We start from the raw sequence: 13,601 nt of genomic DNA on the forward strand, positions 1-13,601 counted from the left end.
AAGTAGTGATGTGTTTTTGATAAGACATAAATAAAGATCTACTTTTCCGTCTATATACTAACCTGCTTACTAACCGTTTCCCTCGCTAAAAGAAAACTCATAATCACTTGCGCTGCTACTCTACTCGTCATATCCCTAAAATCAAGAGTTGGATCAATCTCTACTATATCCATCCCTTGAACGAGCGGTTCTTTACCAAGGAATTCAATCGCATCTAGTAAAGTCGTACTATCCATTCCACCAGGCCCAATAGCTGGACAACCTGGTGCAAACGCTTGGTCTAGCACATCCATATCAAGAGAAATATAAATAGAAGTCACACCTTGATTTCTTAATACTTCAATACTTTCCGTGATAATATCTTTTATTTCTCGCTCTCGTACATCTTTCATTGTATACACTGTCACGCCATGTTCTATTGAATATTCATGGTACGCACGTGCATTAGAAAAATTACGAATTCCAATTTGAACAAGTTGTTTCCCTGTAATGACATCATTTTCTAGTAAACTACGGAATGGTGTACCATTTGACGGGCCTCCATCATCTAAATTACGTAAATCATGATGAGCATCAAATTGAATAATTCCGACCTTTCCTTTACTGTTTGCAAAACCTGTTATACTCGGAAAACTAATCGAGTGGTCACCGCCAAGAACGATTGGTATCATGTTCGGATTTACTTTCGTTACATGACCAACTGTTTTTGCAATTCGTTTATGACTTTCTTTTATATCCGTCACATGCATCGTAATATCGCCGCAATCATATAAGACACTTTCTTTCATATCGTGTTCTTCTGTAATTGCATATGTGCTATATGCATCTAACATCGCACGAATTGTCTTTGGAGCAAAACTTGCTCCTGAATGACTAATAGATGGTTTAGAAAGGGGTGCTCCAATTAAGGCAGCACCGAATATTTCTACGCCTTCCTCCCAATCTTTAATCATCTCACTCCATTTTGTCACTTCACGATCAATAAACTTTGCATTTTTCTTTAAATAGTGGCCGTGCTCCACGATTGTTCACCTCTTGTATATGCAATATTACCATTCTTCCATACTGTATTCACATGACTTACGCCGTAATGATACGGTACGTAAGCATAATTGTAAGCATCCCATAAAACTAAATCTGCCTTACGACCAACTCTAATTTTTCCAGCTACATCACCACGGTTAATGGCATATGATGAGTTAACCGTTACGGCATTCCAAACTTCTTCTGGTGTCATTTTCAGTTTTAGCATCGCAATGCTCATAATAAGCTGAATATTTTCAGTTGGACAGCTACCTGGGTTAAAGTCTGTAGCTAACGCAACTGCAACACCTTCATCAATCATTTTACGACCACGAGCAAAGCTTTCTTTATTTAAATAGAAAGTTGTTCCTGGTAATAATGTTGCTACTGTATTCGAGTTTGCAAGCATTTCAATCCCTTTATCAGAAGCTCCAACTAAATGGTCCGCTGATGCTGCACCGATTTCTGCCGCTGCTTCCGCACCACCAAGAGGGTCGATTTCATCTGCATGAATTTTCACGTCAAAGCCAAGCTCTTTCGCTTTTAATAAAAATTCTTTTGATTCTTCTACAGAGAACACACCTGTTTCACAGAAAATATCAACGAACTCCGCTAATTGCTTCTCTTTCATTTCTGGTAGTAGGTCTAACATCCATTGTAAAAATTCTTTCGATCTACCTTTATACTCTTTCGGAACTGCATGAGCACCTAAAAATGTTGAAACTAAATCGATCGGATGCTCTTTTTGTAATTGTGCTGTTGCCTCTAATTGTTTCCATTCCGTCTCATCATCTAATCCGTAACCACTCTTCGCTTCTACAGTTGTAACTCCGAAAGATAGCATACGGTCTAAATGGAATTTCGCTTTTTGAACAAGTTCTTCTTTCGACGCCTGTTTCGTTGCATTTACAGTTGAAAGAATACCGCCCCCTTTTTCCAAAATTTCTAAGTACGGAACTCCTTGTAATTTTAGTGCGATTTCATTTTCACGAGATCCACCAAATACAAGATGAGTATGCGGATCAACAAGACCAGGAGAAACCATTTTCCCACCGCAATCAATAACTTCTTTCGCCTGAAGTCCTTTCGCTTCTTCCACTGTTCCAACGAAAGTGATTACACCATTTTCAATTCCAACCGCACCGTTTTCGATAACAGGAAGCGTGTTCATCGCTTCCCGTCTTAACAAGCCATCTTCTTGATCCATTGTTAGTAATTGACCGATATTTATTAGTAAAGTGTCCAGCATGTTTTCTCCTCCTTATTTCATCATTGGAATGTTAACGCCTTTTTCTTTCGCAGTTTCCACTGCCAAGTCATATCCTGCATCCACGTGACGAACAACACCCATACCAGGGTCAGAAGTTAATACGCGCTCAATACGTTTTGCTGCTGCTTCTGTTCCATCTGCAACGATAACCATTCCAGCGTGAAGTGAATATCCCATACCAACGCCGCCACCGTGGTGAACAGATACCCAACTTGCACCGTTTACACTGTTAATTAATGCATTTAAAATTGGCCAGTCAGCTACTGCATCACTACCGTCTTTCATCGCTTCTGTTTCACGGTTTGGAGATGCTACCGATCCGCAATCTAAATGGTCACGGCCGATAACGATCGGTGCTGATAATTCGCCATTTGCCACCATTTCATTAATGATACGACCAAATTTCGCGCGCTCACCGTAACCAAGCCAACAAATACGTGACGGAAGACCTTGGAATTCAACTTGTTGACGTGCCATACGAATCCAGTTACATAAATGTTCATTATCAGCGAACTCACGTAAAATTACTTCGTCTGTTTTATAAATATCTTCTGGATCACCAGAAAGTGCTACCCAGCGGAACGGTCCTTTTCCTTCGCAGAATAATGGACGGATAAATGCTGGAACGAATCCTGGGAAATCGAATGCATTTTTCAATCCTTCATCAAAAGCAACTTGGCGAATGTTATTTCCGTAATCAAATGTAATTGCACCTTTTGCTTGCATAGCAAGCATTGCTTCCACATGTTTTGTCATGCTCTCTTTTGATAATTGTACATAGCGCTCTGGATCTTCTTCACGAAGTTTCGCTGCTTCTTCTAATGTGTAACCTACTGGAATATAACCGTTTAATGGATCATGTGCAGATGTTTGATCCGTAACTAAATCTGGCATAATATTACGCTTCACTAGCTCTGGTAAAATTTCTGCCGCATTGCCTAATAATCCAATTGAAATTGGTTCTTTCTTCTCTTTATACTCGTTCGCAACCGTTAATGCTTCTTCTAACGATTCTGTATACATATCACAGTATCTCTTTTCAATACGACGATCGATGCTGCGCTTATCAACATCAATAGCGATAACAACACCGCCATTCATCGTTACAGCAAGAGGTTGTGCGCCACCCATACCACCTAAACCAGCAGTAAGTGTTAGTGTGCCTTTTAATGAACCATCGAAATGTTGACGTGCCGCTTCTCCAAATGTTTCATATGTTCCTTGTAAAATACCTTGTGTTCCAATATAAATCCAGCTACCTGCTGTCATTTGTCCGTACATCATAAGACCTTTTTTCTCTAGTTCACGGAAGTGATCCCAGTTTGCCCATTTTGGTACTAAGTTTGAGTTCGCTAACAGAACGCGCGGTGCATCTTCATGTGATTTAAAGATTGCAACTGGTTTTCCTGATTGAACAAGTAACGTTTCATCGCTTTCTAACGTTTTTAATGAATCTACAATCGCCTGATAGCTTTCCCAGTTACGGGCTGCACGGCCAATTCCGCCATATACAACCAATTCTTCTGGTTTTTCAGCAACTTCTGGATCTAAATTGTTCATTAACATACGAAGTGCAGCTTCTTGAACCCATCCTTTCGTTTGTAACTCAGTACCTCTTGGCGCGCGAATTGTTTGTTGTACTTTTTCCATTTCAATCTCTCCTTTTTCTCATTTTATAGTGCTGCGTTTACATCTAATCTTTCTTTGATCGAATAATTCGTTTTTAACCAATACGCAATATTTTCAATATCCGTTGAGAATATGCGGTCATTTGTAATAGAAGGTACTTGCTGACGACCTTGATGGTAGAAGCTCTTCGTCACTGTACTCATGTTTTCAATACCGCGATATTCTGCAGCTTGCATCGCACAAATCATTTCAATTGAAAGAACACGTCTTACGTTTTGAATAATTTGATGTGCATGGCGTGAAGCGATTGTTCCCATACTTACGTGATCTTCTTGGTTAGCTGATGACGGGATTGAATCAACACTCGCCGGATGTGCTAACGTTTTATTTTCAGAAACTAGTGATGCTGCAGCATATTGCATAATCATCGCACCAGACTGAAGTCCTGGTTCTGGACTTAAAAATGGTGGTAAATCATTTAATTGCGGATTCACTAAACGTTCAATACGGCGCTCTGAAATATTTGCAAGTTCTGCCATTCCTACTTTTAAGAAGTCCATCGCAAACGCAATCGGTTGACCGTGGAAATTCCCGCCCGAAATTACTTTTTCCCCACCATCAAAGATAAGCGGATTATCTGTTGCGGCATTCATTTCAATTTCTAATTTTTCTTTCACATAATTTAAAACTTGCCAAGAAGCACCGTGTACTTGCGGGATACAGCGAAGTGAATATGCATCCTGTACACGTAGTTCTCCTTGTTTTGTTGTTAATTTACTGTCATGAAGAATGTCACGAATTCTGCTTGCTACTTCCACTTGCTCTTTATAACCGCGTGCTTTATGAACATTTTCATCAAATGCATCAATAATGCCTTGTAACCCTTCAATTGTCATCGAAGCAATTAGTTCAGCTTGATACGCCGTTGCTTCTGCTTCTATATAAGAAAGAACTCCTTGTGCTGTCATCGCCTGCGTACCATTAATTAACGCAAGACCTTCTTTCGCTTCAAGTTCAATCGGCTCAAGCCCTTCTTCTGTAAGAGCAACCATTGCATGAACGCGTTTCCCTTTATAGAACACTTCACCTTCGCCTAATAATACGAGCGCAAGATGAGATAAAGGTGCTAAATCTCCACTTGCACCAAGTGAACCTTGTTGCGGAACGACTGGATGAATTTTACGATTTACAAACTCAAGAAGCATATTTACAACGAGCGGTCTAACGCCAGATACCCCTTTAAGCATCGTGTTCGCTCGTAAAATTAACATACCGCGTGATACTTCTTCCGGGAACGGATCACCTATCCCACATGCATGTGACTGAATTAAATTATGTTGAAGTGCCTTTACATCATCTTTTTGAATAAGCACATCACTAAACTTTCCAAATCCAGTTGTAATACCGTAAACGACTTTTCCGTCCTCTACAATTTTCTCAACTACTTCGCGGCACTCCGCCACCTTTTTCATACTATTTGGACAAGCTGTTACACCTTCTCCTTCCAGTAATAACCTCTTCATTTCTTCAACTGTCAATGTATGTCCTGTTAACGTAATCATCATTTTTCCTCCTTAAAAAGGCAAAAGGGGACCTTATCTTTTTTTAAGACAGACTTCTGTCCTAAAAAAGTAAGGCCCCCTTCTAACTAATAGACTATGGGCAAATCATATGTGATTAATTCCTAAACCAATCGCCTCATGCTCAGATCCTTTTACAGGTGCACCAATCGTTCCATATAATGCAACAGCAACCCATTCGCCTTCTTTTTTTCCGTCGTATGGTGTACCGCGCACAATCGCAAAACGAAGTCCTACTGTACGAAGAACGTCTGCTAACTGAATTTGACCTCTCGTCACTCCGTACAAAGCTTCCATAATTGCATGATAAAGTGCATGTGTTTCTCTGTAAACGTCTGTTTCAATAACTTGGTTGCTTTTAGCCGCTGTTTCCATTGCTGCGACAACCTTTTGCGAATTCATCGAACCCACTTTCCCCGTACAATATTTCCAACCTTTCGGAATGGATAATACAGGGCTTTCATTCTCATCCGCAAGTGCCAACAGCATGGCCATACGACCAATTCGATGTGTTCCTTGAAGAAGCATGTGACTCTCTCATTTCTTTTAATTATTTGAATATTTCTTAATTTAAGAATATATGAAAACGGTTAAATCGTCAATAGTTTAAACTCACATTCAAACAATTTTTTCATCTCCTCCATTTGTGTACACAAATGATTTACACAAATTTTTCAGGCATGCTATAGTCTCACTAACAGATGCAAAGGGGAGAGATTCCAATGAAAAAGCGAAAAGATATTCATTTTCGAATTGAAGAAAAATTACTTGAAAGGTTTGAATCCGCACTCCATTACGAAGGTTTAAAGAAAACCGATGTATTAACACATGCGATTCAACAATTTTGTATGAAAGTGGAATATGAAAAAATGAATGATGTAAAACGGCAATATAGCGTTAGTAACAATTTACAAACACGTATCGATACACATAAACATTACGAAGAAAAACAAGTGAATTTAGATGAAATCGTTATTGAACATTTACAACTTCAAGGGAGAGAAAGAATATTAGAGGTTGGGTGCGCTAACGGAAAATTCCTTTCCCTTTTGCAAGCGAATGGCCATAAAGGTCAATTAACCGGTTTTGATCAATCAGAAGCCATGCTTTCTGAAGCCACTAAAACGAATAATTTAATTGAATGGAGACTAGGTGACGCTGGAAAACTTCCTTTTGAAGCTAATTGCTACGACTGGATTGTCGCAAGACATATGCTATATCACATGAAAGATGTCGAAAAAACAATTCAAGGATTCGATAAAGTAATTCGTCCTGGTGGCTCACTTTTAGCTACAACAAATTCTAGCGTTACACTACCTCGTATAGTTGAAATGTGTAACCGCATGTTAGACGCATTTGATTTGCCGAAAACAACATCATCAGTCACTCCATTTTGTTTAGAAAACGGTAAAGAGATATTACAATCCGTTTTTCCAACTGTTGAAGAAACAGTTATTCATAATGCTCTCGTTTTTCATCATGCTACTCCGATTGTAAACTATATTTCTAGCATGTTTCCGTCGTTAAATATACCGGATAACACACTTCTTCACACCGAAATGAAGGGATGGCTAAAAGAAGAAGTAGAAAATGAATTGTTACTTCATAATGGTATATGGCGCGATCCGAAAACGTTAGCCATTTATCGATGTCAAAAAGAAAAAAGCTAGCATTAGCTAGCTTTTATACATTCTCAGGCAAAAGCTTCTCCATCATCACATTCCCTTTACCACCGTAAAAATTTATATTATGTTCGTTTGCTACTCCAAAATAAGAGGCAATCGCTATTCCGAATGGTACAAATGCATGCCCTTGTGCTGTAATGATATTTGAGTGTTGCACAACTTCTTTATACACAAAATTTTCTACTGGAAAACAATCAAGCTTTTGATAATCTAGGGTCACTGTATACGAGATTTCTTTGAATAAGCCTGCTTTTGCTAGCGCATACGGTCCAGCACAAATTGCCGCCACTAATTTTTCTTGTTCATGAAATTGACGAATGATTGAAAAAAGAGGTTTTGCATCTTTCAACTGTACTTCTTCTCCACCTGGAATAAGTATCCCCTCATACTCATCTACACGTACTTCACTTACTTCTATATGCGGCTGCACTTGCAACCCGGTTTCACTTATAACCAATTCTTTAGTTAAGCCCGCTGTGATGATTTCATATTTATTTTTCAGCAATGCCGTTGCTACTGTTATTTCAAACTCTGCAAATGTTGGGTATACAAATAAAAGTATTTTTTTCATAGCCCTCTCTCCTTTAGCCAGTCCATAAAATATACCTCTAAATTGTTCACTGTTAATCTATTTGTGTCCACATAAGTTACAGGAAATTGTTTATACCAATCTTTTTCAGTTTCTACTAATTTAAATTGCTCCTCAAACGTACTTCTGTTTCTTGTTCTATCATTATTTTTTCTAGCATATACATTCTTTTTCGTAACATCTAAGTAAAAAATCGCATCCGAACGGCATTCTCTTAATTTATATAATTCATCTTTCAATTCAGTTTCTATATCCCACTCTTCTCCTATAATCGTTGGATAAAAGAGTGTAAAAAACTCAATGTCTTCTGGTCCGCGATCAAAAATTACGACTGAATTTTTCACATTTTGAAACTCCTTAATTTTTGCTTCCATAAACATTTTTTGATTCATAATAAACCCTACTTTTGAATTCATATCTAAATTCAATTTTTTTCGCTTCTCTACAATTGGATATGGATTTTCATATATAACTCGAAACCTTCTCTTTTCTAACCTTTTTGCTAATGTTGTTTTTCCGCTAGCCATCGGCCCTTGCAGTGAAATTACATATGCCACGCCTCTCATTCCCTTACACTTTAGTACACCTATAATATACAGAACCTTGAAAACTCTCAACATTATATATATCATCTTGTTTCTTATTCTTATCTAACTTATAATGAAAAATAGAGATTATGACGGACGCATCAATAATGTAAGCTTGGAAATCCAAGCTTACATTATTTTTTGCTTTCCCTTTTCTAATAAAAAGAGTATACTAGATTAGAACGTATGTTCTTAATAATTACATACAGTAAGGAGATAGAACAATGGTATACGACACAAAAGCAATTTCTTGGAATGAATCTTTAAAACAACTTCAACGCCGCTATACAAACAAACAAGTTGACCGAAAAGAATTTGAGGATATTGAACTGATGGAATTCTTCCGCGATAACAACTACATTTCTTTACCTACACATATAAGCGGCCTATCAAAAACACGTTTTACTTCTTACTCTATTTTCACAACTGAAGATAAAGATCGTAAAGTTGGCACACTTATTATTGAGTATGTTGAAGACGATAATAATAATTTATGTGTTGAACAACTATACTTCGTTTAAACTATAACGCTTGGTCAAAATGACCAAGCGTTCTTGCTTTCTATGAATCTCACTGTATATAATATGAATAAAAGAAAACCGCTATCATTAAGGGGGGATATGCTTGCTCGAGGGATGGTTCAGTTGGTTCATTGTATTATGGACGGTTATTTTATTAGGGCTTATGTCTATCGGTGGATACTTTATGTTCAGAAAATTTTTAAAACGTTTACCGAAAGAAGACGGCATGTCCATTTTAGATTGGGAAGAACACTACATAAATAAAACGAGACATTTATGGACTGACGAACAAAAACAATTGTTAGAAGAGCTTGTAAGTCCTGTTCCAGAACTATTTCGCGATGTTGCAAAATCAAAGATTGCTGGAAAAATTGGAGAACTTGCATTACAAGAAAATGCCTCTCAAATTACACAAGACTTAATTATTAAAGGATACATCATTGCCACACCAAAGCGTGATCATAAATTTTTAATTAAAAAACTACAAGAAAAAAAGATTGATTATTCTAACTATCAATCTTTACTTGCAAAGTAACTTCATATTATTTTCGATAAAAAAGACAGCGCCTTTGACGCTGTCTTTTTTATTTAATACATATACAGTTTTTAAGTTAGCTTCATATCTTTTTCATTATAAAAACCATCTTCTTTTTCCATTTCCTTCTGTAATTTCGTAAAGGAACGATACATTGCAATTCTCCATGACACAATCATCGCAAACGCAAGTAAGAAGAACATGCCACTAAGTTGTCCTAAATCAAGAGATTGACTTAAGTATGTTTTAAATACAATCCGCACTACAAGTAATCCAATTAATATAAAAACAAAGGCTTTTGAACGCTTCAAATAAATCTCTTGTCCTCTAATTTCAAATTTAGATGTTTTAATAAGAAAAATAGAGAAAATCAAACCGACACCAATTGCTTCTAACATTTCTGCTGGAGTTAATCGAAATTCAGGAAAAACATACATCAATGCGCCCGTACTCATAAAAAATGGCGGAAGTATAATTTTTTTCAATGTTGCAGGTTTCTTAGCTGCTTTTAAACGAATAAACATCGCACCGACAGCCATACAAACAGCAACGATACTTGATAAAAGAACTATGTTCATATTTTCTCATCCTTTTTTGTGGCTATATGCAAAATATACTTTCATTATATGCTTTTCCGTTAGTATTTCCAACATTTTCGCAGAATAATACTAAAAACCAGTAAAACCACCAAATAAACTTGAGAAATATACGATAATTTTCGTCATCCAGTTAAAGTATAAGAAGACACCCATAACAATCATAATATATCCTCCGACTTTCATGAAGGCCATACTATTTCTTTTAATCCAAGACATTTTCGTAATAAAGAATGACAATACGAAAAACGGGATTGCAAATCCAAGTATGTAAGCAATCATGTATATCATTGCTGATTCTGGATTTGTTGCTGCTAATCCAATTACGGACACTAGAATTGGTCCGGTACATGGCGTCCACCCTGCTGCAAAAGCTAATCCAATTAGTACTGATCCAAAATAGCCACTTGGACGATTTTTAAATGTAAATTTACGGTCTTGCATTAAAAATTTCGGCTTAAACACCCCGACAATAATTAAGCCGAACACGATGATAAATATACCACCTAACTGTCTGATTAAATCTTTATAGTCAGTAAAGATTCCTCCAATAAAACTTGTACCAAATCCAATTGCAATAAATATAATTGAAAATCCAAGTAAGAAAAACGCTGTATGTATCATACTTCTTTTGCGAAGCATTGCATTTTCTTCTTTCAATTCAGAAACCGACATACCTGTTATGTACGATAAAAATGCCGGATAAAGCGGTAAGCAACATGGGGAAATAAATGATAAGAACCCGGCGCCAAACGCTAAAAAAATACTAATATCTTGCATCATTCCACTCCTCTCCCTAAATATTGTAACAAAAACACATAAAAATACTATGAACAATTCGTGAAATCACTTTTACAACGTGGTAATAAGAAAAACCATACTTCCTCACAGTTTCTAATAAAACGTTTTCATTTCCTTCTATTATATAGAAAAACTCAAATGGATTTTACAACTCCTTTAATTGTTATTACCATAACAAAGGTAACATAGTTTCTCAAATAATTAGCACGTTACTAGTACGTCTATATACATATTGGTTTAAAAAAATATTTTTTTCAAATGCTGTCTCTATACAATACAAAGTTGATTTTATAATACTTCTACTATTAATAATTTCAAGATTATGCATAAATATCATACTTTTATTATTATTCTATAAAATGTCATACTTTTCTTTCATTTGACCCTTTATTTCTAATTTTGTATACTTCCCTCTAGTTATATATTTTCGATACGGAACAACTTCATATAGATGGGAGGAATTTTTCATGCTTCGTTATTCTCTTTTAGTTTTATTAGGAGCGTGTAGTTATGGAATTTTAGCTATTTTTGTTAAGCTTGCATATGCAGAAGGATTTTCACTTGGAGAGGTAATTGGCAGCCAATATTTGTTCGGTTGGATTATTTTGCTTGCTATTACACTTCTATTTTCTAGACATCGCGTTCCTTTAAAGCAAGCATTACTTTTATTCGTTGCAGGAACATCTGCAAGTTTTACCGGAATTTTTTATTATGCTTCATTAAAAACTGTACCAGCTTCTATTGCAATTATTCTTTTATTCCAATTCGTTTGGGTCGGAATTATCATTGAAGCAGTCGCAACAAAAACATTACCTTCAAGAGAAAAAGTTATTTCTGTTATTTTCTTACTTGTAGGGACATTTTTATCAAGTGGTTTATTTGAACAATCAGTAGGTGCTTTCGATACGACTGGGATCATTTTAGGTTTATTATCTGCTGTTACATTCGCAACATACATTTTCGTGAGCGGAAAAGTTGCTGTTGAAGTACCTTCATTACCGCGCGGTGTTCTCTTAATGACTGGTGCTTTAACTTTAGTCATGATTGTATTCCCACCAACATTTATTTTTAATGGTGCCATTTCTCAAGGTCTATGGAAATATGGTTTAGGATTAGGAACATTTAGTATCGTAATTCCATCTATTGCCTTTACAATCGGTATTCCAAAAATCGGTTCTGGCTTAGCAACTATTCTTGGTGCAGCGGAACTACCAGTTACAACAATTATGTCAGTATTCGTTTTAAAAGAAGCTGTACTATCTTCACAATGGTTCGGTGTATCACTTATATTAATTGGGATTGCAATCCCGCAAATTGCATACGCAATGCGTGGACGTTATCGTAAACATCATACGCATAAAAAAGTCGCAGCATAAAGTAAAACTTTAATTAGTTGAACCAATCGGGCTGCCCATTAATACGGGATAAACGAGAGAGGATTTTCATTTGAGAATCCTCTCTTTTATTGTTGTATACTTATGATAAATATTTTGCTGAAGAAAGAAGGCATACTACATGGTATCTATTTCAAATCAACTAAAAGAAAAACTTATTTCCATGCGTCGACATTTACATGAGTATCCAGAACTATCATATGAAGAGTTCGAAACAACAAAAGCAATAAAAAATTGGTTAGAAGAAAAAAATATTACTATCATTGATTCCAATTTAGAAACAGGAATTATCGCTGAAGTGTCTGGTAATAAAAACGGACCAATTGTAGCAGTTCGTGCTGATATTGATGCTCTTCCTATTCAAGAAGAAACACATTTGTCCTATGCATCTAAAGTACGAGGGAAAATGCATGCTTGTGGACACGATTTTCATACAGCTGCTATTTTAGGTACTGCTTTCTTATTAAAAGAAAGAGAATCTTCCCTAAATGGAACGGTTCGCTTCATATTCCAACCAGCTGAAGAAAGTAGTAATGGCGCTTGCAAAGTTATTGATGCTGGACATTTACGTAATGTGCAAGCGATTTTCGGCATGCATAATAAACCTGATTTACCAGTAGGTACTATTGGCATTAAAGATGGTCCACTGATGGCCGGAGTTGATCGATTTGAAATTGAAATTCACGGAGTTGGTACACACGCGGCTGTACCAGATGCTGGCGTAGATCCTATTGTCGCATCCTCTCAAATTGTGATGGCACTGCAAACAATTGTAAGCCGAAATATAAGTTCATCTCATAATGTGGTTGTTAGTGTCACAAATATTCATGCAGGAAATACGTGGAACGTGATTCCTGAAAAAGCTACATTAGAAGGTACTATTCGCACGTTCCAAGCTGAAACACGTGAAAAGATTCCAGCACTCATGGAGCGTATTATTAAAGGTGTATCTGATGCATTAGGTGTAAAAACGGAATTCCGTTTTTTTTCAGGTCCTCCTGCTGTTCACAACGATAAAGCTCTTACAGACTTATCTACTCAAGTTGCCACAAAGATGAATCTTAATATCATCTCACCTAGTCCGTCAATGGCTGGAGAAGATTTTTCATTTTACCAACAGGAAATACCAGGTTCATTCGTCTTTATGGGAACGAGCGGTACACATGAATGGCATCATCCTGCTTTTACAATTAATGAAGAGGCACTGCCTATAAGTGCAGAATACTTTGCTTTACTAGCCGAAAGAGCACTTAAACAATTCTCATAAAAAAAGCCGTTCAAAGTGCATCTCAGCACCTGAAGTGCACCCCAATTGTTAGACACAGTCTAACAATTGGAGGTGCATTTTTTATGGCTAAATTTTCTTCAAAAGAAAAAATCCAAGCGGTGAA

At 36.7% G+C, this 13,601-nt stretch carries 15 protein-coding genes; 5 read left to right on the plus strand and 10 right to left on the minus strand.

The features are described from left to right. Positions 1–50: 50 nt before the first annotated feature. From hutG to hutP, 5 genes are all read right to left on the minus strand, one after another. The gene (gene hutG / locus F3I02_RS32200; RefSeq protein WP_061884491.1) at positions 51–1,022 is read right to left on the minus strand and encodes a formimidoylglutamase; all 972 of its coding nucleotides are present in this window, start codon (positions 1,020–1,022) and stop codon (positions 51–53) included. Next, positions 1,001–2,272, minus strand: coding sequence for an imidazolonepropionase (gene hutI, locus F3I02_RS32205; RefSeq protein ID WP_000887544.1), 1,272 nt, complete (start codon positions 2,270–2,272; stop codon positions 1,001–1,003). Before hutI ends, hutG begins: the two co-directional genes overlap by 22 nt. A gap of 12 nt (positions 2,273–2,284) precedes the next feature. Beyond that, entirely contained in the window at positions 2,285–3,943 is a 1,659-nt protein-coding gene (hutU, locus tag F3I02_RS32210) for a urocanate hydratase (RefSeq protein ID WP_196478789.1), read from the minus strand. Between the two features lie 23 nt (positions 3,944–3,966). Further along, positions 3,967–5,484 carry a histidine ammonia-lyase gene (hutH, locus tag F3I02_RS32215; RefSeq protein ID WP_000631861.1) on the minus strand — a complete coding sequence of 506 codons (1,518 nt, stop codon included), beginning with the start codon at positions 5,482–5,484 and terminating at the stop codon, positions 3,967–3,969. A 105-nt stretch (positions 5,485–5,589) separates the two neighbouring features. Beyond that, positions 5,590–6,030, minus strand: coding sequence for a histidine utilization transcription antiterminator HutP (hutP, locus tag F3I02_RS32220; RefSeq protein ID WP_000926516.1), 441 nt, complete (start codon positions 6,028–6,030; stop codon positions 5,590–5,592). Positions 6,031–6,224: 194 nt separating this feature from the next. Between hutP and F3I02_RS32225 the strand changes: the two genes are divergently transcribed. Then, positions 6,225–7,172 carry a class I SAM-dependent methyltransferase gene (locus F3I02_RS32225; RefSeq protein WP_196478790.1) on the plus strand — a complete coding sequence of 316 codons (948 nt, stop codon included), beginning with the start codon at positions 6,225–6,227 and terminating at the stop codon, positions 7,170–7,172. A 13-nt stretch (positions 7,173–7,185) separates the two neighbouring features. Here F3I02_RS32225 and F3I02_RS32230 read toward each other — a convergent pair whose 3' ends face one another. Together F3I02_RS32230 and F3I02_RS32235 are read right to left on the minus strand one after the other, a co-directional pair. After that, complete coding sequence (locus tag F3I02_RS32230) at positions 7,186–7,758, minus strand: DJ-1/PfpI family protein (RefSeq protein ID WP_000722208.1); 573 nt, start codon at positions 7,756–7,758, stop codon at positions 7,186–7,188. Continuing rightward, complete coding sequence (locus F3I02_RS32235; RefSeq protein WP_163051178.1) at positions 7,755–8,342, minus strand: AAA family ATPase; 588 nt, start codon at positions 8,340–8,342, stop codon at positions 7,755–7,757. The genes F3I02_RS32230 and F3I02_RS32235 overlap by 4 nt, the downstream gene beginning before the upstream one ends. A gap of 245 nt (positions 8,343–8,587) precedes the next feature. On the opposite strand from F3I02_RS32235, the gene F3I02_RS32240 reads away from it, so the two are divergent. Together F3I02_RS32240 and F3I02_RS32245 are read left to right on the plus strand one after the other, a co-directional pair. Beyond that, a complete protein-coding gene (locus F3I02_RS32240; RefSeq protein ID WP_000262406.1) occupies positions 8,588–8,884 on the plus strand; it encodes a hypothetical protein in 297 nt (98 codons plus the stop codon). Between the two features lie 103 nt (positions 8,885–8,987). Further along, entirely contained in the window at positions 8,988–9,419 is a 432-nt protein-coding gene (locus F3I02_RS32245) for a DUF2621 domain-containing protein (protein WP_000889393.1), read from the plus strand. A gap of 71 nt (positions 9,420–9,490) precedes the next feature. Here F3I02_RS32245 and F3I02_RS32250 read toward each other — a convergent pair whose 3' ends face one another. The 3 genes from F3I02_RS32250 to F3I02_RS34785 form a co-directional block, all read right to left on the minus strand. Then, entirely contained in the window at positions 9,491–9,997 is a 507-nt protein-coding gene (locus tag F3I02_RS32250; protein ID WP_001028440.1) for a CcdC family protein, read from the minus strand. A gap of 90 nt (positions 9,998–10,087) precedes the next feature. Then, positions 10,088–10,795, minus strand: a complete 708-nt coding sequence (gene ccdA, locus F3I02_RS32255; protein ID WP_001152676.1) for a cytochrome c-type biogenesis protein CcdA — start codon at positions 10,793–10,795, stop codon at positions 10,088–10,090. A 16-nt stretch (positions 10,796–10,811) separates the two neighbouring features. Next, positions 10,812–10,940: a peptidase T gene (locus tag F3I02_RS34785; RefSeq protein WP_074593505.1), complete on the minus strand. Its 129-nt coding sequence runs from the start codon at positions 10,938–10,940 to the stop codon at positions 10,812–10,814. A 343-nt stretch (positions 10,941–11,283) separates the two neighbouring features. On the opposite strand from F3I02_RS34785, the gene F3I02_RS32260 reads away from it, so the two are divergent. Further along, a complete protein-coding gene (locus F3I02_RS32260) occupies positions 11,284–12,192 on the plus strand; it encodes an EamA family transporter (protein ID WP_000947038.1) in 909 nt (302 codons plus the stop codon). Positions 12,193–12,331: 139 nt separating this feature from the next. Then, the gene (locus F3I02_RS32265) at positions 12,332–13,477 is read left to right on the plus strand and encodes a M20 peptidase aminoacylase family protein (RefSeq protein WP_196478791.1); all 1,146 of its coding nucleotides are present in this window, start codon (positions 12,332–12,334) and stop codon (positions 13,475–13,477) included. Positions 13,478–13,601: the final 124 nt, after the last annotated feature.

The sequence above is a fragment of the Bacillus sp. SRB3LM genome, from assembly GCF_015712745.1.
Taxonomy (GTDB): Bacteria; Bacillota; Bacilli; order Bacillales; family Bacillaceae_G; genus Bacillus_A; species Bacillus_A thuringiensis_K.

Coding starts and splice junctions, on each gene's coding strand:
- hutP (WP_000926516.1), bottom strand. CDS start 6,030: ATGCTTCTTCAAGGAACACATCGAATTGGTCGTATGGCCATGCTGTTG.
- F3I02_RS32250 (WP_001028440.1), bottom strand. CDS start 9,997: ATGAACATAGTTCTTTTATCAAGTATCGTTGCTGTTTGTATGGCTGTC.
- F3I02_RS32230 (WP_000722208.1), bottom strand. CDS start 7,758: ATGAAAAAAATACTTTTATTTGTATACCCAACATTTGCAGAGTTTGAA.
- hutI (WP_000887544.1), bottom strand. CDS start 2,272: ATGCTGGACACTTTACTAATAAATATCGGTCAATTACTAACAATGGAT.
- ccdA (WP_001152676.1), bottom strand. CDS start 10,795: ATGCAAGATATTAGTATTTTTTTAGCGTTTGGCGCCGGGTTCTTATCA.
- F3I02_RS32265 (WP_196478791.1), top strand. CDS start 12,332: ATGGTATCTATTTCAAATCAACTAAAAGAAAAACTTATTTCCATGCGT.
- F3I02_RS32225 (WP_196478790.1), top strand. CDS start 6,225: ATGAAAAAGCGAAAAGATATTCATTTTCGAATTGAAGAAAAATTACTT.
- F3I02_RS32235 (WP_163051178.1), bottom strand. CDS start 8,342: ATGAGAGGCGTGGCATATGTAATTTCACTGCAAGGGCCGATGGCTAGC.
- hutU (WP_196478789.1), bottom strand. CDS start 3,943: ATGGAAAAAGTACAACAAACAATTCGCGCGCCAAGAGGTACTGAGTTA.
- F3I02_RS32260 (WP_000947038.1), top strand. CDS start 11,284: ATGCTTCGTTATTCTCTTTTAGTTTTATTAGGAGCGTGTAGTTATGGA.
- hutH (WP_000631861.1), bottom strand. CDS start 5,484: ATGATTACGTTAACAGGACATACATTGACAGTTGAAGAAATGAAGAGG.
- F3I02_RS32240 (WP_000262406.1), top strand. CDS start 8,588: ATGGTATACGACACAAAAGCAATTTCTTGGAATGAATCTTTAAAACAA.